Raw genomic sequence first — 23,901 nt, 5'->3', positions numbered from 1 at the left:
ATCCACTCGTATGTGCGCGCCTGCCCGCACCGAATCCAGACCCGGCTTCCACACGCATGTCACTTGCAGGCGGACTCATTTCGTCATTGAGATGGTTCGCGTCTGACACACATTCCCCCATGATTGTCCCGCCGACAGGCACCATCACTTTCCTCTTCAGCGACATCGAGGGCAGCACCAAGAAATGGGAGAAGCAGCCCGATGCCATGCGTGTGGCCCTGGCCTCCCATGATCACCTGCTGCGCCAGGTCTTCGAATCCTGCGGAGGGTATGTCTTCAAGACCATCGGCGATGCCTTCTGTGTCGCGTTCGATACCGCACAAGATGCGCTGGCTGGCGCCCTGGAAAGCCAGCGCGCCATCCGCTCTGCAGATTGGGGGGCAATCGGGGAACTCCGCGTGCGCATGGCTCTGCACACCGGCGCGGCCGAAGATCGCGATGGTGACTATTTTGGCCAGACCTTGAATCGCGTGGCACGCATCCTTTCCACCGCACATGGTGGCCAGGTGCTGGTGTCGCTACCGACACAGGAGCTGGTACGTGACCATCTGCCTGCAGGCGTGCAGCTCCGTCACATGGGCGAGCATCGGCTGAAGGACCTCGCCCGTGCTGAGCATCTCTACCAGCTTGTGGCTCCGGATCTGCCCTCGGAGTTTGCCGGCCTGCGCTCCCTGGAGAGCGTGGCAAACAATCTGCCCGTGCAGCTCACGAGCTTCATCGGTCGCGAGCGTGAAATGGCCGAGGTCATCCGCCTGCTGGGGAATACCCGCCTGCTCACGCTCACCGGCATGGGAGGCACAGGCAAGACGCGCCTCTCACTGCAAGCTGCGGCCGATGTGCTGGACACCTACCCGGACGGTGTGTGGTTCGTCGAGTTCGCCACCATTGACGAAGCCTCGCTCGTGCCGGAAACCGTGGCGGCGGTCTTCAATCTTCGTCAGGAATCCGACCGCCCCCTCACCAGCACGCTCGCCCAGTATCTCAAGGACAAGAACACCCTGCTCATTCTGGACAATTGCGAGCACGTGGTAGCCGCGTGCGCCCGCCTCGCGGAGACACTGCTGCGCGCCTGCCCCAGACTCCACATCCTCGCCAGCAGCCGTGAGCCCATGAGCATCGCCGGTGAAACCGCGTGGCCCGTGCCTCCGCTGACGCTTCCCGATCACTGGCGCGAGATCACCGCCAGCCCGGATGCCATCATCCGCCTGGGTGAGTATGAGGCCGTGCGCCTCTTCACCGAGCGTGCCTCCCTCGCCCGTCCTGCGTTTGAACTCACGAATGAGAACGTGCATCTCGTGACGCAAATCTGCTGGAGACTCGACGGCATTCCTCTCGCCATCGAGCTCGCCGCCGCCCGCATCCGTGTGCTCTCGCTGGAGCAGATTGTGGAGCGCCTCGACGACCGCTTTCATCTTCTCACCACCGGCAGCCGCAATGCAGTGCCCCGTCAGCAGACACTCCGCTCCCTCATCGACTGGAGTCATGATCTGCTCTCCGAGCCAGAGCGCCGTCTCTTCCGCCGCCTTTCCGTCTTCGCAAGAGGCCGCACCTTGGAGGCCATCGAGAGTGTGTGCGAGGGCGAGGGACTGGAGAAGTTCGAGATCGTGGATCTCCTCTCGCAGCTCGTGGACAAGTCCCTGGTCTATGTGGAGAAACCCTCTGACCAGGGAGCCCGCTATTTCATCCTCGAGTCCATCTGGGACTATTCGAATGAAAAACTGATCGCGGCGGGCGAGGCAGAGACCTATCGCATCCGCCACCTGGACCACTTCCTGCGTTTCGCCGAGCAGGCCGCGCCGAAGATTCGCGGACCCAAGCAGCGCGAGTGGCTCGCCATTGTGGAGGAGGAAGAGTTCAACCTCCGCTACGCATTGGAGGCTGCGGCGGAGCTTCCCGGACAAACCTCCAAGGGTCTGCGCATGCTCACCGTCACGCAACGGTTTGTGGAAGTACGCGGCCTTTTCAAAGAGGCGCGCGATGCCTTCATCCTGCTGCTTGGCAAGCCGGATGCCGCCACGAGAGACATCATACGCGCCCAAGCACTTGCTGCAGCCGGTCGTCTTGCATGGGTGGCGGATGATCTGGCTGCCTGTGTCGCCTACCAGGAGGAAGCGCTGAGCATCTTCCGCGAGCTCGGCGATGCGGCAGGCACGGCCCGAGCCCTTGCGGACATCGCCTTCCTCGATCTGGATAAGGGCCTGGTCCCACGGGCCCGCACCCTTCTGGAAGAGGCAACCACTCTTGCGGCTCCGCTGGGTGACAAGAGACTCACCGCTCACATCCAGCACATCTGGGGTGTCATTGCTGCAGGCGAAGGAGATTTCCAGAAAGCCTTCGATATCGATGAGGCCAATCACGCCTTCTACCGGGCGGAAGGAGACACCTGGCAAAGCATCATCATGGCCTGGTCTGTGGGAGTGAATGCGGCTGCACTGGGCAAGTTCACTGTGGCGCACAGCTATCTCTCCGAATGCCTGCAGGTAGGCCTCGATCTCGGCAACCGCTGGGGTGCTTCTTATCCTTTGGAGGCCTTTGCGGTGCTCGCAGTCGCGGAAAAACAATATGAGCATGCCGCCAAACTCTACGGTGCTGCTGAGGCCCAACGCACCCGCAGCGGACTCGTGCCACAGGCAGCCGACCATCCAGCGATCCGCGTGATTCTTTCCACTGCCCAAGACTTTGCAGGGCCCGCGATTGAGGCGGCCAAGCGAGAAGGCCGCATGCTCAGCCTCGAAGCGGCCACTGCCCTTGCCATTGGCAGGGGCACATCAGCTACCTCATAGCAAGGCTGCTCCCAAAGCCATGAAGACACGCGACGTCCTGCTCCTCCTGCTGTGCATGGGGTTCTGTTCCCTGATCACAGGATGGTTTGGAGGGAGAACGCTTGATGAGTGGAGTGACTACGGCGAGGCCGAAGCCATGGCCTCCGCTCTCAATCACGAGGCGGAGAAGGCAGGTGCATGGCCGGAGGAAAAATCCGTGCACTATCGGGGACGGGAGCGCCTGAAGGACGGCAAAGGGCAGGTGGTGGTCATCGTCAATGAGCACTTCAAGCTGCGACTTCCAGCGGACCGGTTTGTGCCACAGATCGAGCGGACCAAGCAAGGGCACTAGGGCGGTTTAGACAAAATCGTGGCCTTCGATCAGGGGTGACTTGTCGCACCGCGACCAGCGGTCGCAGCCACAGTAGTACCAAGACTTACTGCCGTGGCGGATGGTTCAGGCCGTGGCTGTGGCTGCGACCGCTGGTCGCGGTTGGTGTGGCGCGCGCCAATACGAAAATGGCTACACTGTAACTTAAACCGCTCTAGAACGCGCGCTGCATCACCAGTTCGAGACTTCCAGCCACGATTCCACCGGCGCATCAGCCGGCAGGTCGCTCCTGATCACCAGCGGTTGAATCTCACGATGCGCCTCCGCAGGTTGGACGAACAAGCGATACACGCCTTCTTCATCCGGCTTGGGTGCGGCGGCAGCTTCACCCTTCACCCAGACCCACTGCGTCACTGCGATACGGCTGCCCACCGGGAAATCCTGATCCCGGTCATCGTTGTCCTTGGGCAGCACTTCATAAAGATGCTGCACCAGCGCCTCGCGATACGGCGCCACCTCCACAAGCGAAGGGAGACGCGAGGATTGCACCCGCTTTGCCACCACCTTCCTGGTACGCGCCTGCTTCTGCGCTTCCAGCTTGGGTACCGCGTAGTCTGCGTGCGCCACCGCTTCATCCGCGGTGAGAACCCGATGGTAGATGGCGAGTTGATCCACCATGCCCTGCCAGCGCGCTTCGAGTTTGGAGCACACCCCGATGCGCAGCACGCCCTTGTCTGCATCAAATTTCAGCGCGCCGTGAAGCTCCGGACGCACGGACATGGCCATGCCATTGAGATACACCTGCAAGCGCCCCTGCTCGTAAGACACGACCACATGATGCGGCTGGCCGGTGCGTAGTGGCAGCAACTCCTGCTCAATGGAGGTGCCGCGTGGATTGTCCTCCGTGGCGAGCCAGAGACTCCAATCGCTGCGACGTTGCAAAATTGCCAGCTTCACGTTTCCGTTCGAATCTTCCAGAGAAAGCACTGGCCGCGCTTCACGATCATACGGAGGCACCATGGGGGTGATGATGGCCTCCAGCGTGAAAGCCCTACTCTTGCCGCATTCACGGAGCATGGCCGCACCCACCTCCGGCAGCTCATAGGTACCACCTCGGACGTCCATGCCCCCGCGCAAATTCCAGAAGGCCTTGCCGCTCCGCACTGGCATTGCGTTTGCCAGTTGCAGAGGTGGAGCGTCACGTTGTTCCCATGCATACACAAGACCCGCGCGCGATTGTGGCCACCCCTGCGTAGGTACGGTGAAGTGCGTTCTGGGCATCACGTTGGGCCGTTGTGCAGTATCACGCACCCCCTCCAACGTGATGCGGCCTCCCGATGTCAAAGCCCCCGTTAGTGGCAGCATCAAGACATACTCCTCTGCCTGCAGCGCTCCGAGCGGCATCGTCCTGCCATCTTCCGCGGTTGCCGTGGCGTGTTCGAGAGACACCGGCTGATCAAAAGTCAAAGCCAGCTCCCTCTCTCCGTTCCTGCGCACCAGAGTCATCTTGGGGGCAGAGGCATCCCGCGCGTGGACGAATCCCCTCCCCAGCGCGGTCCCAGCATTCAAGTCGCGGGCCTCAATCCAGTACTCGCCCGCCTTGGAAAACTCCTGCTCCAGAGCATCGCCTCGCCCCACCTCCTTTCCATCCACGTACCACACACACGCTTGACCGCCGGGTGATTTCAGCCCGATGCGCGCCGGAGCCTCCACATAGTAGCTGCCCAGCACGGTTTCTCCACAATACACATCTGGATACCGATCATTGCCCAATGATGTGGTGTATCTCACCGCTGTGCCAATCGGATCCAAGGTCTCGCGATCGACTCGAATCACGAAGATGTCATAGTTCGACTCATAGTGGTCATGATCATCTGACGATGCCGCAAACGCCATCAGACGCTGGCACGGCGACAGCATGGGGAAGTACACATAGTTGCGTTCTGCCGGCAGGCGCGGGTCATTGTGCGCCAGCACCGGTTCCACGCGCCGGGTCGGCAGATGCATCTTGTTCAGCGGACCGCCAGAGCCCCCCATCCAGAAGCCCCACCTTCCATCCGCGCTGAAGTACGGCTGGCAGCCGCTGTGCTTCGGCAGCGTGCGCACCTCTCCGCTCCTGCCATCAAAGGGAGAAAACTCCGCGTCACCACTGGTGGCGTGAGTGCGTTGTGCGTTCACCAGCCAGCCATGCTTCGAGCGTGCCTTGGTGGTCAGTTGATGACGTGCGCCAGTCTCCACGTTCAGCTCGATGCTATGCCCACGCTCATCGATATGGCACAGCGTCTTCGCATCCATCCACAACACCGCGCGATCCCCTTGATAGCTGCGGGCACGTGCCGCCAGCAGCTTGCGCTCCTGGGTTCGCAGATCCATGACCCACAGAGAACCCTCCACAGGATCCGTGGGCGAGCTTCCGCGCACATAGCTCATGTAAGCCAGGCGATTGCCATCGGGAGAGATCTTCGGACAGAAGTGGTCCTTCCCCTCTTCTTCAGGAATCAGACGCCGCTCCGCGGTGAGTCCGTCGAGGGACCTCGTCCAGATCTGCCAGGTACCTTCCACCTTGCGCTCCCATACCAGGAATCCATCTCCCATCCTTGCCAGATCCTGCATCGCAGGGGCATCGAGAGATGGAGGCTCGCCTCGCCCAGTCGCGGGTGCAGGGGCGTCGCGGGATGCCACCAGCGCCAGAGCGCCTGATGCGGTCAGGCAAGCCATGGACAGTCGGGCAATCAATGAAATCGCCATTAATTAACTTATATTAATTATTGTATCCATGGCGTCAACGATTTCATTCCACTGGACCAGCACGTCCGCTGAACTCACAAGGCACGTAAACTTGACACCCTACCTCACCGCACAGAACACATGCAGACTGTGGGAAACGATACACAAGCCATCATCACCGAAGTCATTCGCCACCGGCGATCCATCAAGCCGTTCGACATGGATTCCACCCGCGAAGTGGACAGCGCCCTCATCCTGGAGTTGCTGGAAAATGCCAATCACGCCCCAACCCATGGGCTGACCGAACCCTGGCGCTTTCACATTTTCACCGGAGAAGGCAAGCGGACGCTCGCGGAAACCATGGCACGGCTGTACCGGGAAACCACCCCGGAAGCCGAGTTCCGCGAGGACAAGATGCGCAAGATGTCCGAGAACCCGATGCTGGCTGGCGCGGTGATCGTGCTCGGCATGGCCCGCCGTGGCGGCGTGAAGATTCCAGAGCTCGAGGAGATTGAGGCCGTGGCATGTGCGGTGCAGAATCTCGCACTCAGTGTCACGTCTGCAGGCCTCGCGGGCTACTGGTCCTCCCCACCGCTCGTGTACACGCGCCAGTTCGTCGAATGGCTTGGGCTGGGCACGGAGGATCGCTGTCTGGGTCTCTTCTACCTCGGCTGGCCAAAGGCGGGCTTCACACCACCCAAAGCAAACCGGAAGCCGGTGACTGAAAAAATCACCTGGCACCAGTCATGATGGAATGGTTGCGGAGCGTTGATTGGTCCTTGTGGGGCGTGTGGTCGCTTACCATCACTTTGTTGATCGTGGGGTTGGCGGGGACGGTGCTGCCCCTGCTACCCGGCCCCTTCATCATCTTCGTGGCGGCGATCGCGCACAAGTTTCTCCGTCCGGAAACGGGCATCTCCTGGTGGAGCATCGCGGCCCTCACCGTGATGTTGATTGTGGCCTATGCCGTGGACTTTTTCAGCGGTGCGATGGGCACAAAATGGTTTGGGGGCAGCAAGTGGGGTGTCGCTGGCGTGCTCATCGGCGGCGTTGTGGGCCTGTTCTTTGGCTTCATCGGATTGATCATCGGACCCATCATCGGCGGGCTTGTCGCGGAATTGCTGCTTGCGCGGAAGGAAATGGGCCCGGCTGTGAAAGCAACCTGGGGCAGCGTGGTGGGCACCACGGTGGGACTTGCCGCACGCGTGGGGATCAGTCTTGCCATGATCGCCGTGTTTGTGTTGGATGTGTTCTGGTAATTCGCACGCACAGGCCAACCCACGGTACCCCGATGTCGGGACCGCCTTGCCCTCTCTTCGCCGCGATTCACACCTCGTCATCTCCTCGCTTTGAATCATTTTCCCGTCGTCAGCAGAGCCCAAATGAAGGACTAGTTCTTGAGCATGGCAGCGCCTGTCATCTATCTGAGCGCCGCACAGGCAGATCTCCGCACGCACCGCATGGCCGCGCGGGCCATCCTTGAGGCGGAAGGTCTGCAAGTGGTGGACTACGAAATTCGTGACGCCACCGGCTGGAGCCCGGTCCGCCACGCGATGCGTACGCGCCTGCGCGGATGCCATGCCATGGTGCACATCGCAGGTGCCAGCTTCGGCGCCGAGCCCAATGCCGTGCCGGAGGGCGCCGTGCGCCGGTCCTATGCGCAGATGGAGTATCATCTGGCATCAGATCTCCACATCCCGTGTTACTCCATCGTACTCGCACAGGATTTCCCTTTCGACCTGCACAAGCCGGAGGATGAGGAGGCTTGCTCCCTCCAGGCACAGCATCGCGAGATGCTCACCGAGGGCATGTCCTCCATGGATACCGTGCATGATCCGGGCGATCTGCAATGGTCCCTCGAAGCACTTGCGAGCCGGATTCGCATGAGCCACGCGACTGCCGCTTCGAAGAAGGCCCGTTCAGCATCTACCTGGCTTGTCTTCGCTCCGCTGTTTCTCATCTCCGTGGTAGGCGCCGCCTACTTCTTCGTCGCCCAGCGGCCGGATTTCAACAAAGCGGTCCAGACCACCGTTCCGCCCGCAGTCTCGCACTCGCCACCTGTGCTCGATGCCGCCTCAATGGAGCACGCTCGCAAAATGATCGCGGACGTGGCTGCCGCAGCAGTCATCGCCGGCCTTCCCTCCGAGCAGCAAGACCCCATCACCAAGCTGGAGGTCGCACTCGATGAAGTCGCCCAGCGCCAGGGGCTGACAACCATTGAGGCGAAACTGGAATTGCAGCGTTTCGCCAATGCCGTCGATGCCTCGACGGACAGCTCAGCCAGAGACAAAGCACTCGCAGCCCTCACTGTCGGAAAGTTCACCGCGGCATCCGCCCTCTTTTCCCAACCTGAGGCGGACAGCGAACCCGTCCAGATTGAGGATGCTCCTCCCAAGAATGCAGAGGTCCTTCCCTCTGCCCTGCTGCTGAAGGCGCACCTTCAATACCTGGCCAGCGAGCATACGGCGGCACTGGCCTCCTACAAAACCGCTCTGGGTAAGATCGACCGCACGCTGAGTCCGGATGCATGGCTGCACTCATCCCTGATCGTGGCCGTGGTCATGACAAACCTCGCCCAGTGGGAGGAAGCATCCCAGCGACTTACCGATATCCTGATACACATTGACACCCATCCGCAGACAGAGCCGCAGATCCACGCCCGCGCCCTGCAGGCCATGGCGTCTCTCGAGGTGGCACGCGGGCAGACAGGCACCGCAGAGGATCATCTGCTGAAGGCATGCAAGCTCCTGGAAACTGACTCCGCCAAGAATCAACATGCACTGGCCATGGCCACCGTGGCCATCGGCGAAGCGCTGTGCTTTGAAGGAAAACGCGATGGCGCAGAGGATGCCTTCCGCCGCGCTGTGGTGATGCAGGAGCAGCTCCATGGTCCAGACAGCCCGGAAGTAGCGCGGGTGCTCGGGTGCCTGGCGACCATGCTCGCAGACTCCGGCCGGCAGGCGCAGGGCTTGCGACTGTGCCAGCGTGCCCAGACCATCAATGAGCAGCGCTTCACGCCCACGCACCCTCGCGTGGCGCGGGACCTCATGCGCTTGGCCGCCATTTCCTCCCAATCACCGAATGATCACCGGGACGTGGAACTCTGCCGCCGCGCGCTGGACATCTGCACGCAGGCTTTCGGCGAAAGACATCCTGCCACAGCGACTGCGATGATCAGTCTCGCCATTGCCTTGAGCGATCATCCGAACTCAGCCGAGCCTGAGTCCTTCGCACACGAGGCTGTGAGCATTGATGTGAGCGCACTCGGCGAAGAACATCCCCTCGCCCTGCGGGACATGAAGATCCTGGCGAGAGCCTTGAAGGCCTCCGGAAACAAGGATGAATCTCTCAACCTGCATCGGCGCATCGTAAGTGCGAGCGAGCGGAAGTATGGTCCGGACAATCCGGAGACAGCACGCGCACTGTCCGACCTCGCGCTGGCACTGACCGAATACAGCCGCTTTACCGATGCCGAGCCCCTCTACCGCCGCGCCCTGTCCATTCTGGAGAAGAGATTCGGCCCGGATGACTTCCGGGTATTTATCGGCGTGAGAAGCCTCGCAGGAATCCTTCGCGACTCCGGGAACAAGGAGGAGGCGCTCGAGCAGTACCGACGCGCGTTGGAAATCGCGAAGCGCAATCTTCCCCCGGATGATCCCGGCCTGTTTGTGGAACTGAGCAATGTGGGTGGAGCCCTGCGCAGCCTCGGCCGCTACACCGATGCGGAGACCGTGTTCCGCGAAGCACTCGCCATCCAGGAGAAGAGCATGTCCACTCGCGATCCGTCCGTGGCAGAGACACTGAGCAATCTGGCCGGCGTGCTCTTCCTGTCCGGTCGCCACAGCGAGGCAGAGCCTGTCTATCGTCGTGTGCTGGAAGTGCTCGCGGCTGTCTCGCGAGAGACCAAGCAGCCGCACCCCAATCTGGATCTGGCACGAAAGAACTATCACGCAGATCTCAAGCGCATGGGCCTGAGTGATGATGAAATCACCAAGCGCATCGCAAAGGTCGAAGCCGGAGAGACCGTGCAGGATCTCACCGCGGTGAGTGTGAAGTGAAGTAGACACACGGTGCCGCGAAGAAGCAGGACAGGGATATCCCCGGTTACTTCGGCAACGCGTGTTCGCGCAAATCCTCAAGAGTCACAAACTCCAGCGCGGACATCTGGGTCGCCTCCAGAAACACGGGTGGCGCGCAACCGGCATCCAGCGCCTCCTTCCAACGCAGCACACAGAGACACCATTTGTCCCCTGCCCTCAAACCCGGGAAGCCCCAGTCCGGCATCGGCGTCACGAGATCATTCCCCCGGGTGCGGGCGAAACTGAGGAACTCGTCCGTCATCAGGGCACAAACCGTGTGCAGCCCAGAGTCCTCCACGCCAGTGCGGCAGTAGCCATCCCGGTAGTAGCCGGTGCGGGGTTTCATGCAGCAGCATTGCAGCTCCGTGCCGAGGACATTCGTGGGCATGACCGTTGGGGGTGCGGACAGGGGTTGAATGTTTCCGTCCGCCGGACCACCCACTTCACAAAGCACAAGGCGTTCCCGGGGACGTTTTTTCGTCCCCGAGACTACACGATTTGTCCGCCGGAGGCTATTCCGAATCCTCGGAAGCTGGCGGCTCGCCCTGTGAAGCTTCGGTTTCGCTGGCAGCGCCGGAGGCGGAAGCCTCGTCGGCAGGCAGCTCAGCACCCGGGGAAACTGCACCGGAGTCTTCAGCATTTTCGCCTTCCACCTCGGTGTCCGTCATGACCTTGGCCACGTCCTGAATCGTCTCTCCCTCGTTGAGGTTCATGAGCTTCACGCCCTGGGCATTGCGGCCCGTCTCGCGAATCCCCTTCTCCCCACCCACCTTGATGCGGACGCTCTGGCCCTTGCTGGTCATGAGCATGAGTTCGTCGGAGTCGTGCACCGCCATGGCCGTGATGACCTTACCGGTCTTCTCCGTGACATTCATGGTAGTCACGCCCTTGCCGCCACGGTTGGTAGGCCGGTACTCGGCAAACGGGGTGCGCTTGCCCAAGCCTCGTTCGCTCACCACGAGGAGCTGCGCACTGTGATCCACCACCGTGAGGGCGACCACATAGTCGCCTTCCTCAGGGCGGATGCCTGTAACCCCAGCCGCACCGCGCCCCATGGCACGAATGCCAGAGGAAGACGCCGAAGTTTCCTTCAGTTCGCCGGTTTCCGAATCCACGATCAGTGCTTGATAAGTGCCAGCCGCTTCACTGCATCGCAGACACATGCCTTCGCGGGTCACAAGGCAGATTTCATTGCTGCCATCCGTGAGCACCACGTCGATGAGTTCATTGCCCTCGTCGATCTTGAGCGCGATGATGCCACCCTTGCGGTAGTTCTTGAATTCTTCCAGCGCGGTCTTCTTCACGGTACCGTCCTTGGTAGCGAAGAGCACATACTTGTCCGGCGCCCACATAGCCTCATCTTCCGCGCCTACCGCCTGCAGCGTAAGCACCGCGGCAATCTTCTCCTCTGGACGAAGGTCGAGCAGGTTCTTGATGCTGCGCCCCTTGCCGGTGCGGGCCATTTCCGGAATCGCATGCACGCGCTCCACGAACATGCGTCCCGTGTTGGTAAAGAAGAGCAGGAAGTCATGCAGATGTGCGCTGAAGAGGTGCTCCACGAAGTCGGACTTGTCCTCCTCATCCGCGGACTGACGGGTCTCCATGCCACGGAGCCCCTTGCCTCCGCGACCCTGCAAGGTGTACTCTCGGGTATTGGTGCGCTTGATGGATCCGAAGTGCGTCATCGTGACCACCGCAGGATCATTGGGAATGAGATCGATGTTCTGGATCTCACCCTCGACTGCCTGAATGCTCGTGAGACGCTCGCTGCCGTATTTACCGGAGATGACACGCAGCTCGTCCTTGATGATGGTGAGCACGCGAATCTCGTTGGCGAGAATCTCAAGCAGGTCCTTGATGGTCGCGAGGATCTCGTCGTACTCGGCTTTCACCTTGTCGCGCTCCAGGCCCGTGAGCTGGTAGAGGCGGAGTTCGAGGATGTCATCCACCTGCTTGTCCGTGAAGACGTAGCGATCTCCCTGGATGCTCGGCTGGCTGCGAATGAGAATGCCAAGGTGCTCGGCGGTGGGGATGGAGAAGGTGTAGGCCTTCAGATTCGCGCGTGCTTCGTCGCGGTTGCGGCTGTCGCGGATGATCTTGATGAAGTCATCGAGGTGACCGAGCGCGAGGAGAAAGGCTTCGAGCTTCTCGGCCTGCACTTCGGCTTTGCCGAGGAGGAACTTCGTGCGGCGAATGACCACCTCACGACGGTGCTCGATGTAGCAGCCGATGGCATCCTTGATGCCGAAGACACGAGGACGGTTGCCATCGATCGCGAGCATGTGCACGCTGAAGGACGACTCGAGCTCAGTGTGCTTGTAAAGGTTGTTAAGCACCACCTGCGCGCGCGCGTCCTTCTTCAGATCCACCACGAGGCGCGAGTTTTCATCCGACTCGTTGCGGATGCCGGCGATCTCGGGGATGATCTTTTCGTTCGCGAGCTCGGCGATCTTCTTCTCCAAATCGGCCCGGTTCACATTGAAGGGAATCTCGGTGATCACGATCTGCTCGCGATTGCCGTTCTGGACGATCTCGGCCTTGCCACGGATACGGACGCTGCCGTGCCCAGTCTCCATGTACTCGCGGATGCCCGAGGTCCCCAAGATGGTGCAGCCCGTGGGGAAGTCCGGCCCCTTGATGTGCGTCATCAACTCGGCCAAGGTGATTTCCGGATTATCGATCTGGGCGCAGACAGCACTGACCACCTCGACGAGGTTGTGCGGAGGCATGTTCGTGGCCATGCCGACCGCGATGCCGGTGCCACCATTGACGAGGAGATTGGGGAATGCGGCAGGGAAAACGGTGGGCTCGGTGAGGCGCTCATCGTAGTTGGGCACGAAGTCCACCGTGTCCTTGTCCATGTCCTGCATGAGCGAGCCGCCCAGGTGCGTCATGCGCGCCTCGGTATATCGCATGGCCGCCGGAGGATCGCCTTCTACAGAGCCGAAGTTCCCCTGCGGGTGGATCAAGGTTTCGCGCATGGCCCACTCCTGCCCCATGTGGACGAGTGTGGGATAAATGACCGCTTCACCGTGCGGGTGGTAGTTACCCGAGGTGTCACCCGCGATCTTGGCGCACTTCATGTGCTTCTTCGGCGGGTAGAGCGAGAGCTCATGCATCGCGTAGAGAATGCGACGCTGGCTGGGCTTCAACCCGTCGCGCACGTCCGGCAGCGCACGCGAGATGATGACGGACATGGAGTAGTCGAGGAACGAGGTCTTGACCTCGTCTGCGACGGAGATGGGACGGACGTTGGAATCTTGCATCAAAGGAAACGGAGAACGGTTGGGCCAGGCAGGCGTCTATACATGAACACTCACACATCCAGATTGCGCACGTTCAGCGCATTCTCTTCGATGAAGTGTTTGCGAGGCTCCACGACGTCGCCCATGAGAATCGTAAAGATACGCTCCGCCTCGTGCGCGTTGGATTCGTCGAGCTTGACCTGAAGCAGCGTACGCTTGTTCGGATCCATGGTCGTTTCGAAGAGCTGCTTGGCGTTCATTTCGCCGAGACCCTTGAAGCGTTTGATCTCCATGCCGCGTTTGCCGATTTCCATGACCTTGTCGAGGATGCCGGGGATGCTGAAGACGGGGTGCACCTTCGCATTCTCACCGTCGCCTTCGATGACTTCGAAAAGCGGGATGTCCTGACTGCTGAAGTGATCCACGTGCAAGCCGAGCTCATCGAGCTGTTTGAAGCGGGCCTTCATGCCATGGGCCTCGTGCACATCGATGAGACGGGCGCGGCGCGACTGCTTGGGTGTCGATCCGTTCGAGCCGTTCGAGCCTTCCGCTTCGGGCTTGCCAAAGAGATGGAGGTCCAGGTTCGCGTGGGCGTAGGTGGAGAGCGCATCGCGGTCGAGGAGGTACTCGACGCGAACGTCGTTGCCTTCCCGGATGATCACCAGGTAGTGCGGCAGTTCACCCGTCGCCGGGTTGCGATGCTGCAGGTAAGTTTCAAAGTCCGCACCGTGCCGGCGGATGATATCGGCAAATTTTGCAATAGGCACAAGCAGACCAAGAATCTGCCGCAGGTGCTCGGAGTCCACTCTCCTGTCATCCGACACGTTGCGCAGGGAGATCTCACCGGAGCCGAGTTCGAGCAGGATGGCCTCCATCTCTTCGTCGTTCTGCACATATTCTTCGCGCTTCTTGCGCGTGACCTGATACAGCGGCGGCTGCGCGACATAGATGTGGCCGCGCTTCACGAGCTCGGGCATCTGCCGGAAGAAGAAGGTCAGCAGCAGCGTGCGGATGTGGCTGCCATCCACGTCGGCATCGGTCATGATGACGATCTTGTGGTAGCGCAGCTTGTCGATGTTGAAGTAACCGGAGATCTCCTCCTCGCCCTTTTCCCGATTGCGATCGGTGGAACCACCAATTCCGGTGCCGATCGCCGTGATCATGGTCTGGATTTCCTTGTTCAGAAGCACCTTTTCCAGACGCGCCTTCTCGGTGTTGATGAGCTTGCCTCGCAGGGGAAGAATGGCCTGATTGTGGCGGTTGCGGCCCATTTTGGCGGAGCCACCGGCAGAGTCACCTTCGACGATGAACAGCTCACTCTTCGCAGGATCACGCTCGGAGCAGTCGGCCAGCTTGCCGGGCAGACCACCAGAACTCATCGCGTCCTTGCGGATGGCCTTGCGGGCGTTCTCCGCTGCGATACGGGACTTCGCAGCGATGATGATGTTCTTCGCGATCTCCAGCGCCGGATCCGGATTCTCGTCAAAGAAGCGCATGAGACCCTCATACACGACAGAGTTCACCACGCCTTCCACTTCGCCGTTCACGAGCTTCACCTTCGTCTGCGAGTTGAAGCGCGGATGCGGGTGCTTGATGCTCAGCACGCAGATGACGCCTTCGCGGCAATCTTCACCCTCGATCTCGGGCAGCTTTTCCTTGAAGGACTTCGGATTGGCCGAGACGTAAGCCTTCACCGCCTTGGTAAGCGCGGTTTTCAGGCCGGAATAGTGCGTGCCGAAGTCCGGGTTTGGGATGGCGTTGGCGAAGCACAACGTCTGCTCACTGAGCCCCTTGTTGTACTGGATCACGCAGTCCACCAGGATGAACTTCTTCTTGTCATCCAGCGTCACTTCGCGGCGGCCTGCGATGACGATTGGATCGGGGTGCACCTTTTCTTTCCCCTCACCGAGTTCGTTCACGAACTGCTTCACGCCTTCGACGTAGCGCAGGGTCTCCGCACGCGGCGTGTCGCCACGCTCATCGGTAAGCGTGATGGTGATGCCTGGGTTCAGGAAGGCCAACTCGCGCAAGCGGGTGCGCAAACGGTCAAAGACAAAGGTCGTCGTCGTCGTGAAAATGGTCGCGTCCGGGAAGAAGGTAATCTTCGTGCCGGTGTGCTTGGGATCATCAAGGTCGCCGAGCACTTTCAACGGCTCCGTGGTGATGCCACGCTCGAAGCCAATGGCATAGATTTTCCCATCGCGATACACCTCGCATTTGAACCAGTCCGAGAGGGCGTTCACGCACTTCGCGCCGACGCCGTGCAAGCCGCCGGAGAACTCATACGCTCCATCGCCGAACTTGCCGCCCGCATGCAGATTCGTGAGCACGAGTTCCACCGTGGGCATGCCCTTCTTGTGCATCTCGACAGGAATGCCGCGACCGTCGTCTTCCACGCTGATGGAGCCGTCCGTATGGATGGTGATCCACACATTCTGGCAGAAGCCTGCGAGGTGCTCGTCGATGGAGTTGTCCACCACCTCAAATACACAGTGATGCAAGCCGCGCTCATCGGTCTCGCCGATGTACATGCCGGGTCGCATGCGAACGGCCTTGAGACCCTCCAGGTGCTGAATCTGACTGGCGCCGTATTCCTGATTTTGCGCGATATTGGTATTAAACGAATCCGGGGTATCCTGATCTTCGGGCATGGGAATTGGTCGCGTGAAAACAGCCCACCGTGAGTCGTAGTCTGAGCGGGGTCGCCGGTCCCAATCGGGAGGCACTTTTCCGCCCCTCTTCACGGGGGTTTTAGAGGGTAGCGAGCAGGGGGCCGAGCGCTACTTATTTCGCAGTTATTTTGACCGATTTTTAGAAGGGAAACCGGCCTCCGGACGCACCCAATTTCACCCCTCCAAATCGTGGCCAAAAACTAGCCCTTCGCCTGCCCTTCCTGCCACGCCTTCCAGCCCCCCTTGAGGACCCAGATTTCCATGCCCGGCAGACGCTCCCGAAGGTAGTCTGCTATCTTCCGGCTGGCCTGGCATGCCTCCGACCCGCAATACACCACGATGGGCTTCTTGTTGTCCTGCAGCTTCTCGAAATGGTCGAAGAGAAGCTGGTCAGCCTCCTGCTCATTGAGCAGCAGCGCCTCCGGCACATGGCCGGACTCGTATTCCTGGCGCACCCGGGCATCCACCCAGAGCACCTCCCCCTGCCAGCGCTCGCGGATCAGCGCCATCGTCACCTCGTCCTCCTTGAGCGGCTCCTGGGTCGCGTACCATATGGGAGCCTTGGGATGCAGGAAATGCGTGCCAGCGGCCGCGAGAATCGCTGCCAGCAGGATTACAGTCGCCTGTCCCAGCATGCCACGCATGACGGTCACGCCCTCGCTCCTTACTGCCCTTCCTTGGCCTTGGCTTCGGCAGCCTTGGCCTTCTTCTCCGCCAGTTCCGGCCGCACAATGTTGAAGAAGGCCATCTGGCGGGCAAACTTCGGAATCTTGCTGTCCGTCTCGATTTTCAGCATGCCCACCGTGATCTCGGTCGTGTTGGAGGGCTTCACGGTGATGCGGTACTCCCTGCCAGGGGTGATTTCCTTGGTCTCAAAGGTCACATTCTGCCGGGTGGCGGCCACGCTTTTGATTTTCATGGGCTCTTCGCCGACCATTTTGACAGTCAGCTCCTTCGCCTTCGGCTCCTCGCCCACCACCCACTCCAGCAGTTTGGGTTCAATGCTCACCACCTCCGGCACTTCCAGGATGACCGTGAGCACCTTGTCCGGCTCAGCGGGATTGTCCGTGTAGATGTGCAGGGTCTTCTCGTGGCGGCCCACGAAGCTGCTCACCTTGAAGGTGGCCTTTCCTGTCCCCTTCTCCCCCGGGGCATACACGGCCTTGTCCAGGCTGGCCTCCAGGCAGGAGCAGGTGCTGTCCAGGCCAGTCACACGGATGGCCTTGTCCCCCTTGTTGGTGAAGGTGAAGCTGGCCTCCACTTTCTCATCCTCAGCCTTGGGTCTGAGCTCCAGTGGATCCTGATCGAACACGAGCCCGGCAGAGGCTGGCAGGGCCAGCCCCAAAAGAAGTGCGATGAGTAGCGTGCTGCGCATGGTAGGTACTATACTGTGACATACGGGTCGCAGTGTTCACCAGGAAATCCACCACACGGTTTGACGTTTTTATCTAGCCGTTTAGCCTCCCGCCCACGACATGGCCCGGGAACCCAAGCCTATACGATGGAAAACTCTGCTGGCACTGCTGGCACTGGCGCTCACGCTTGGCGCCATGGGCAGGTTCACGGACCTGGGCAAGAGGCCCATGCACACGGATGAGGCCATCCTGGCCTTGAAAACCCAGGAGTACTGGGAGACCGGCACTTTCGAGTACGATCCGAAGGACTACCACGGCCCCTTCCTCCACCACGCCGCCCGGTGGCTGGGCAACCTGCGCGGCATGGACCCCGCCACGCTGACGGAGGAGCAGGTGCGCTGGGTGGTGTGTGTCTTCGGCATGCTGCTCATCCTCTCTCCGGTGCTGCTGATGGATGTGATCGGCAGGACCGGCGCCGGTGTCGCCGCCCTGCTCATCGCGGTGTCCCCGATGATGAATTTCTACAGCCGGTACTACATCATGGAGGTGCCGTTTGTCCTGCAGGTGATTGTCTTCGTCGCCTCCATATGGCGATGGTCCCAGAGCAAGAACCTGGCGTGGCTGTTCCTCGCGGGCCTGATGCTCGGCTGGATGCACGCCACGAAGGAAACCTTTGTCCTGAACATCGCCGCGCTGGCCGCCGGGTATGGCTTGGTGAAGGTGATGGGCCTGCCCTTCACGGCAAAAGAACGTGGGTACGGTTTCCGCAGCTTCACAAAGCCCCCCATTTCCCTGCAGCCATGGCTCATCGTCGCCCTCGTGGCCCTGGTGACGTCCACCTGGTTGTACTCAAATGGCTTCAAAACGTGGGACCAGATTGGCGAAAGCGTGCTGACGTACCGCAGCTACCTGCAGCGTTCCGAAGGCAGTGGCCATGAAAAGCCCTGGCACTACTACCTGTCCCTTCTGGCCTGGCGCAGGCAGGGCTTCCTGTGGTCCGAGGGGTTGATTGCGGGCCTCGGCCTGGTCGGTGTGCTGAATGCGTTCCTTGATCGCCGCCGGGCGGATCACAAGCGCGCCTTCCTCACCCTCTTCGCGACCTACACCGTCGTGCTGCTCGGCATTTACAGCTTCATCCCGTACAAGACGCCCTGGTCCATCCTCAGCGTGCAATACGCGCTGACCTTGATGGCTGGCCTGGGTGCGCGCTCGATCTTCCGGGTCTTCACGGATCTCCCCCTGGTCAAGATCGGCCTGGCCCTGCTGCTCGCCGGCGGTGTCTTCAATTTGTGCCAGCAGACAAGCCGGGCCACGGACTTCAGCTATGAGCACCAGACGCGGTATGCGGCGAGTGAAATGCACAACCCGTATGTGTATTCGCACACCTCTCCGAATCTCGTGGCGCTTGCCGACCGCATCCACGCACTGGCCAAGCATACGGACGAGAACCTGAACATGCCAGTGCAGGTGGTGCAAAGCGAGAACGGCTGGCCTCTCCCCTGGTACCTGCGTGACATGAAGTCGGTGGGTTATCAGACCGTCATGCCCCAAGTGCTCCAAGCTCCGGTAGTGGTGGTCGACCTCGGACTGGAGGAATCCGCGCGGGAAAAGCTGGGCGGCAAATACGAGTCCAGTCTCTGGGGACTGCGTCCGGGCATCAATCTCTCCCTGCTGGTGGAGAGATCGCTCTGGGAGAAATTCCAAGGGCTGCCACCTTCCGAGCCTCCCCCTGCCGCCGCGCCATCCGCAGCTCCCTCCACCACCGTCGCCGCCTCAGGCACCGCTCCTGCGGATACCGTGGGCACCCCCGTACCGGTGACCACACTTCCCGGTGAAACAACAGCGCCTGCGCCTGCGCCTGCGGACGCGACCATGCCGGCGAAGGCTGAGCCCGTAGTGGACGAAGGCCCTCCTCCTTTCGTCGGCCCTCCCTACCCCGTTCCCACCGTGGAATCTTCTCCTGAATCCCGCAGATCCCGGCGCCGCTCGTGACCCCTTACCGCGCCAGACATCATGCGATGGCCACCGAGTTTGAAATCACCATCGCGCAGGAGGACATCGAGGGAGGCTACGCCGCCCAAGCTGCCGCAGCCGTGTGGGAGGAGATTGATCGACTCGAACTGGAACTGAGCCGCTTCAAGCCCGGCTCGGACGTCTGGCGCATCAATCACTCCAAGAAAGGAGGCTCCTGCCCCATCGGTCTCGCCACACTCGATTGCCTGCAACTCGCCAAGGCGGTGCACGCGGAGACCCAAGGCGCCTTCGACATCACTGTCGGCCCACTCATGCGCGTGTATCGCAATGACGATGGCAGCCAGCGCGTGCCACATCACCTCGAGGTGGACTATGCGCGCGAACGGGTGGGTATGGACGTCTTTGATGTGACCGATGACGGCTTCGTCACCGTGAATGTTGATGAGCCGGTGCTGGACCTCGGTGCTGTAGGCAAGGGTTATGCACTTGATCAGTGTGTGCAGGTATTGCAGGACTACGGCGTGCATAATGCCCTGCTCAATGCCGGGGACAGTAGCGTGCTTGCCTTGGGTTGCAGCGCGGACTCTGACGGATGGAACGTGACGGTGGGCAACGGCAAGCATCAGAGGGTCCTGCTTCTCAAGGACCGTGCCGTGAGCGCAAGCGGCTTTGCCGTGAAAGGCGCGCACATCATGAACCCCCGGACGAAGCGCCCGGCCCCCATCAAGAAGAAGCGCATCTGGGCCATCGCCCCCACGGCGGCACTCAGCGACGCCCTCTCGACGGCTTTCACCATCATGTCGGCCGAGGAAATTGAGGCCTTTTGCGAGCGCCACCATGAGGTGGAAGCTGTCCTGAATTGAGGCTTTTCACGCAATTTCCGGCTGCCAAATCCTCTCAATTCGCAGGCTTAACTCTCTGGGATCCCGCACAATCACGCCCAGCGCGTGTAATCTTGGAATTTTTTAGCATATCGTCACACCAAACAATGGGCGATATTTACTCACGGATTGCGTGAATTCCATTCTAACACGCACGGACATAGCCGGTTAACTTGACATAAATACATTTTCTCAAATTTGAAAATGTTTTACCTTTTGTTTGTCATTTTCAAAATATTCTCTTGCCGCGCGGTGATAATCTGTTATTCTTAACTGTCAAACGGCACCAACCAAATTGCTTCAGTCTTCAGTTTTTTATAGTTTCTATAAAAAGGGCTTGCCCTTAAAGGTTTCGATGGTGTAGGTTATTACCTCAACAAGGCTATTCCATCACCACGACCGTAAGCATCAGTCAATCATCAACCCAGACAGCCATGGCCACAGCAAACGGAACCAAGCAGTCTTCCCTCCGTGACCCCGGGAAGGTTGCCGATTTCATTCTTTTCAGTCAGCGGGAGTTCCTGCTCAATCTCTCCAAGGATCTGAGCCGTGGGAATATCTCGTTCGCTCAGTTCTACCTGATGAGCTATCTCGGTACGTCGCGTGATCTCACGATGACTGACATCGCCCGCAAGATGGGCCACTCCACCGCGGCCGCCACCGGCCTTGTGGATCGCCTTGAAAAGCTCGGCTACGTCGAGCGCATGCACGCCGCTGACGACCGCCGCAAGGTGCTCGTGAAGATCACCACCAAGGGACTCGAACTCGTTTCCAAGCTTCGCACGGCACTCCAGGAGCGGGTCGCTGAGGCCATGCACGAGACCAACTCCTACGATGTGGACACTCTGGTCGCCAACTATCGCGGCGACACCGCCATGGCCTTGCAATAAGCAGACCGTCGGCACATATACTGAGTTGCGCGAAAGGCAGGGAGCAATCCCTGCCTTTCGGCTTTTTAGCGCGAGAGACCGGCGCAACTGTTGCTCGCACACATCACGGTTCGTATGCATCTTGCCATCACGCATCGTGCCGCGCATGACTCCCCCACTCACTGCCACCTTCCCCAGCCTGGACCGGCTCACCCCCTTCGCCCACGGCTTTACGCTTCGTCACCCGGAGATCGATGTGAAGGTGGATCGAGAGGAAGCCCTGCGGCGTCTCACTGCCTGGCACCATGAGATCGTGGCGGACCTGGGATTCTCCGCCGCTTCACTGGCCACCGCCTGCCAGGTCCACGGTAACGGCATCGCCATCGTGCGCGAGGCGGGAATCGAACCCGCAGCCCAGATGGACGGTCTCGTGTCCAATACTCCCGGCCTGATGATCGGCATCTACGTCGCCGACTGCTGCGCCGTCTATCTCGCCGATCCCATTACCGGCGCCTTCGGCGTCCTTCACTCCGGCAAGAAGGGCACGGAACAGAACATCACCGGCACCGGCATCGCCCTCATGCGCGACACCTTCGGCACCCGCCCCGAAGATCTCGTCGTGCAACTCTCGCCCTGCATCCGCCCACCCGCCTACGAAATCGACTTCGCCGCCGACATTCGTGCACAAGCACTCGCCGCCGGCGTGCCCTCCCATCAAATCCACGACGACGGTACGTGCACTTCCTCCGACCTCACCCGTTTCTACAGCTACCGCGTGGAAAAGGGGAAAACGGGAAGGATGCTTGCGTTGTTGGGGAGAAGGTAACGGTCCAGAGACGGCAACTCCGAAGCTCGCGCGAGCGTGAAAGGCTTCTGGAGAAGCCTTCTACATTGGGTGCTGCGTTCCTCTCTAACCCACCCACTCCGTCAGCATCACTTCATTGCCTTCAGCATCGCGGAACCTGCCGAGCTTGATGGGCTCGCCTTCACGCTGTTCGGGCTGCTCCAAGATGGTGCCACCTGCCACAGCAATCGCAGCAGCCGTCGCTCTCGCGTCATCGACTTGAACACTCAACCCCGTGGGGTTCGGCGCTCCATCGCCGCCACCATGGAAGGCAATGATGGCATCACCGAACGAAAGCTCGGACCAGTGTTCGCTCACGAAGCCTTCCTGGAAGCCAAACACGTTCGTGTAGAACTTCACCGCACGCCCCATGTCCTGGGCGAGAAGCATGAACTTTACTTTTTCGACGGGCATGGGATTCAAAAGTAAACAGTAGGTCAGTATTCAGTGATCAGACGGGTGGAAAACCACGCGGCTTAACCATAGCATGCCGCAATTCCGGTGCACGCCTTCAGTTCTGAATACTGAACACTGACTCACTGTTTACTGCTCCCTCTCCTACCAATCCATCCCCTCATCAAAGCACCGGCGGCGCAGGTGGTACTGGCCATTCTGCTCCACGAGGTAGTGGGTCTTCCGCTTCACGTGCGAGTGCGGCACGCTGCTGAGACCGGCCTTGCACTGGCTGAAATCCACCCGTCCACGACGGAAGAGTGTTTCAAGGAAGGACTGCGTCGCCTGCTCCACTCCGGGCACCGGCGTGCTGCCGGCATCCGGCGCGGCAGGAGCGATCATGCCACGACGGGAGAAGGAGGCAGTGCGCACCACGAGCGCGCCTTCGCCGAGGCCATAAGCGCTGGCGCGCATCATCATGTCACGGCCACGAGGCATTTCATCGCCCGGCTGGTTCGGTTTGCCGGCAGTGACGGCACGCGCGGCCTCAGCACGGAGACTGCGCACAGCTTCCAGACTCAGGAGACCACGGCGTACAAAAGCACTGCGGAGTACCTCTTCATACTTGCCATTGAAGAGCGGCGCATCTGCCCAAATGACTTGAGCGGAGATCTCACTGTAGAAGGCCGCACTCAAAGCGGCAGAACGCACCGCGCGTGCGAGCAGCGCCGCGGCGTCTTTTGCCACCGCCTGCACATCGGCGGCCTTCGGCTTCTCCGCGTGCACCTTCAGCATGCCGGCCACCGCTTCAAAGAAGCCTGCAGTGAACACGCGTGAGAATGAGTGCGGCTCCGAGGAGAGCTGCGAGTGCGGCGCCATGCACGGCAGATGCATGGGTTCATGGTAGAAGAAGGAATTCACCGCATTGCGCAGGCAGTCCGGCGGCGCGGAGTTCGGATTCAGCAGGCACACAGCCTTGCCGTATTGCTCCGCCACACGGGAGAGCGAGGAGTTCTGATAGAGCAGTCCACCCGTCTCCTTGATCACCGCCTCCGCCACGGACTCAAGCTGCATCGCACTGAGGATGGACGTGATGTCACCAAACGACTCATGGAATGCCGCCACTTCATCCAGGGCCGCATCCCACAGATCTGGGCGCAGGGCATCCAGCACGGCATGACCGAATTCATGCGCCACCACATCAGGACTGTCGGCGGTGTAGATGTCCTTCCCCTTCACATTGCCACGATAGAAGGAGAGCGTCTTGCGATCGTAATAGGCATTGAGGTCGTCTCCCGCATCCAGGACAATCTCCAGAGTCGCACCATGGTGCCACTGCAGCCCTTCCGGAAGGTGGGGCTTCCAGACATCGCGCGCACGGCGCAAGGCATCAGCCGCATTCCAGTAGCGGAAGTTCGCCGAGCCTGGCTGATAGATACCGGGCTTTACCACATCTCCTTGGATCTGCATCGGCAGAATGCCCAAAGACAGCGTGGCGGCAGGACGCTTCCCACCCTTCATATCGGACTCGGGATCCACATCCCATGCCGCGATATCCACAGATTTCCCATTCTTGGAGTGATTTACCGCCGCCCTTGCCTGCACCTCAGGCTTTTTGGCTGCCACCGTGGCGGACTTTTTCACCGGCGCTGCAGGCTTCTTTGCCGGGGCAGGCTTGGGCTTCGCTTTGGCCACTACCTTGGATTTGGCGGGTACCGGTTTCTTGGCCGGTGGTGCCTTTTTGGGGGCGGGTCCCTTATTTTTCATGG

Annotated in this window: 17 protein-coding genes; 9 read left to right on the top strand and 8 right to left on the bottom strand. The window is 60.5% G+C overall.

Annotated features, from left to right (window positions below):
- The first annotated feature begins 119 nt into the window (after positions 1–119).
- Positions 120–2,783 carry an ATP-binding protein gene (locus DES53_RS06345; protein WP_113957397.1) on the top strand — a complete coding sequence of 888 codons (2,664 nt, stop codon included), beginning with the start codon at positions 120–122 and terminating at the stop codon, positions 2,781–2,783.
- Positions 2,784–2,802: 19 nt separating this feature from the next.
- Complete coding sequence (locus DES53_RS06340) at positions 2,803–3,114, top strand: hypothetical protein (RefSeq protein ID WP_113957396.1); 312 nt, start codon at positions 2,803–2,805, stop codon at positions 3,112–3,114.
- Between the two features lie 210 nt (positions 3,115–3,324).
- Here the strand turns inward: DES53_RS06340 and DES53_RS06335 are convergent, their stop codons facing one another.
- Positions 3,325–5,811, bottom strand: coding sequence for a LamG domain-containing protein (locus DES53_RS06335; RefSeq protein WP_170156901.1), 2,487 nt, complete (start codon positions 5,809–5,811; stop codon positions 3,325–3,327).
- 150 nt (positions 5,812–5,961) lie between these two features.
- On the opposite strand from DES53_RS06335, the gene DES53_RS06330 reads away from it, so the two are divergent.
- The 3 genes from DES53_RS06330 (at position 5,962) to DES53_RS06320 (ending at position 9,878) form a co-directional block, all read left to right on the top strand.
- Complete coding sequence (locus DES53_RS06330) at positions 5,962–6,570, top strand: nitroreductase family protein (protein ID WP_113957394.1); 609 nt, start codon at positions 5,962–5,964, stop codon at positions 6,568–6,570.
- On the top strand, positions 6,567–7,079 hold the full coding sequence (locus DES53_RS06325) for a DUF456 domain-containing protein (RefSeq protein ID WP_113957393.1): 513 nt from the start codon (positions 6,567–6,569) through the stop codon (positions 7,077–7,079). The genes DES53_RS06330 and DES53_RS06325 overlap by 4 nt, the downstream gene beginning before the upstream one ends.
- A 144-nt stretch (positions 7,080–7,223) precedes the next feature.
- The gene (locus DES53_RS06320; RefSeq protein WP_147263245.1) at positions 7,224–9,878 is read left to right on the top strand and encodes a tetratricopeptide repeat protein; all 2,655 of its coding nucleotides are present in this window, start codon (positions 7,224–7,226) and stop codon (positions 9,876–9,878) included.
- Positions 9,879–9,924: 46 nt separating this feature from the next.
- On the opposite strand, the gene DES53_RS06315 is transcribed toward DES53_RS06320, so the two are convergent.
- From DES53_RS06315 to DES53_RS06295, 5 genes are all read right to left on the bottom strand, one after another.
- Positions 9,925–10,287, bottom strand: coding sequence for a DUF2237 family protein (locus tag DES53_RS06315; RefSeq protein WP_113957391.1), 363 nt, complete (start codon positions 10,285–10,287; stop codon positions 9,925–9,927).
- Between the two features lie 124 nt (positions 10,288–10,411).
- Positions 10,412–13,165: a DNA gyrase subunit A gene (gene gyrA, locus DES53_RS06310; RefSeq protein ID WP_113957390.1), complete on the bottom strand. Its 2,754-nt coding sequence runs from the start codon at positions 13,163–13,165 to the stop codon at positions 10,412–10,414.
- Between the two features lie 50 nt (positions 13,166–13,215).
- Positions 13,216–15,795, bottom strand: coding sequence for a DNA gyrase subunit B (locus tag DES53_RS06305; protein WP_113957389.1), 2,580 nt, complete (start codon positions 15,793–15,795; stop codon positions 13,216–13,218).
- A gap of 221 nt (positions 15,796–16,016) precedes the next feature.
- Positions 16,017–16,460, bottom strand: coding sequence for a rhodanese-like domain-containing protein (locus DES53_RS06300; protein ID WP_113957388.1), 444 nt, complete (start codon positions 16,458–16,460; stop codon positions 16,017–16,019).
- 20 nt (positions 16,461–16,480) lie between these two features.
- Positions 16,481–17,191, bottom strand: coding sequence for a DUF1573 domain-containing protein (locus DES53_RS06295; RefSeq protein ID WP_113957387.1), 711 nt, complete (start codon positions 17,189–17,191; stop codon positions 16,481–16,483).
- Positions 17,192–17,291: 100 nt separating this feature from the next.
- Between DES53_RS06295 and DES53_RS06290 the strand changes: the two genes are divergently transcribed.
- From DES53_RS06290 to DES53_RS06275, 4 genes are all read left to right on the top strand, one after another.
- Positions 17,292–19,163: a flippase activity-associated protein Agl23 gene (locus DES53_RS06290; protein ID WP_113957386.1), complete on the top strand. Its 1,872-nt coding sequence runs from the start codon at positions 17,292–17,294 to the stop codon at positions 19,161–19,163.
- Positions 19,160–20,008 carry an FAD:protein FMN transferase gene (locus DES53_RS06285; protein WP_211325462.1) on the top strand — a complete coding sequence of 283 codons (849 nt, stop codon included), beginning with the start codon at positions 19,160–19,162 and terminating at the stop codon, positions 20,006–20,008. Before DES53_RS06290 ends, DES53_RS06285 begins: the two co-directional genes overlap by 4 nt.
- A 452-nt stretch (positions 20,009–20,460) precedes the next feature.
- The gene (locus DES53_RS06280) at positions 20,461–20,916 is read left to right on the top strand and encodes a MarR family transcriptional regulator (protein ID WP_113957384.1); all 456 of its coding nucleotides are present in this window, start codon (positions 20,461–20,463) and stop codon (positions 20,914–20,916) included.
- A 145-nt stretch (positions 20,917–21,061) separates the two neighbouring features.
- Positions 21,062–21,721 carry a purine nucleoside phosphorylase YfiH/LACC1 family protein gene (locus DES53_RS06275; RefSeq protein ID WP_113957383.1) on the top strand — a complete coding sequence of 220 codons (660 nt, stop codon included), beginning with the start codon at positions 21,062–21,064 and terminating at the stop codon, positions 21,719–21,721.
- A gap of 84 nt (positions 21,722–21,805) precedes the next feature.
- On the opposite strand, the gene DES53_RS06270 is transcribed toward DES53_RS06275, so the two are convergent.
- On the bottom strand, positions 21,806–22,153 hold the full coding sequence (locus DES53_RS06270) for a VOC family protein (RefSeq protein ID WP_113957382.1): 348 nt from the start codon (positions 22,151–22,153) through the stop codon (positions 21,806–21,808).
- 144 nt (positions 22,154–22,297) lie between these two features.
- A complete protein-coding gene (locus DES53_RS32435; RefSeq protein ID WP_147263243.1) occupies positions 22,298–23,899 on the bottom strand; it encodes a gluzincin family metallopeptidase in 1,602 nt (533 codons plus the stop codon).
- Positions 23,900–23,901 lie beyond the last annotated feature (2 nt).

Origin of the sequence: Roseimicrobium gellanilyticum (assembly GCF_003315205.1) — a bacterium.
Taxonomy (GTDB): Bacteria; Verrucomicrobiota; Verrucomicrobiia; order Verrucomicrobiales; family Verrucomicrobiaceae; genus Roseimicrobium; species Roseimicrobium gellanilyticum.
Note: the sequence above shows the minus strand (reverse complement) of the source record. Positions and strands in the feature narration are given on the sequence as shown.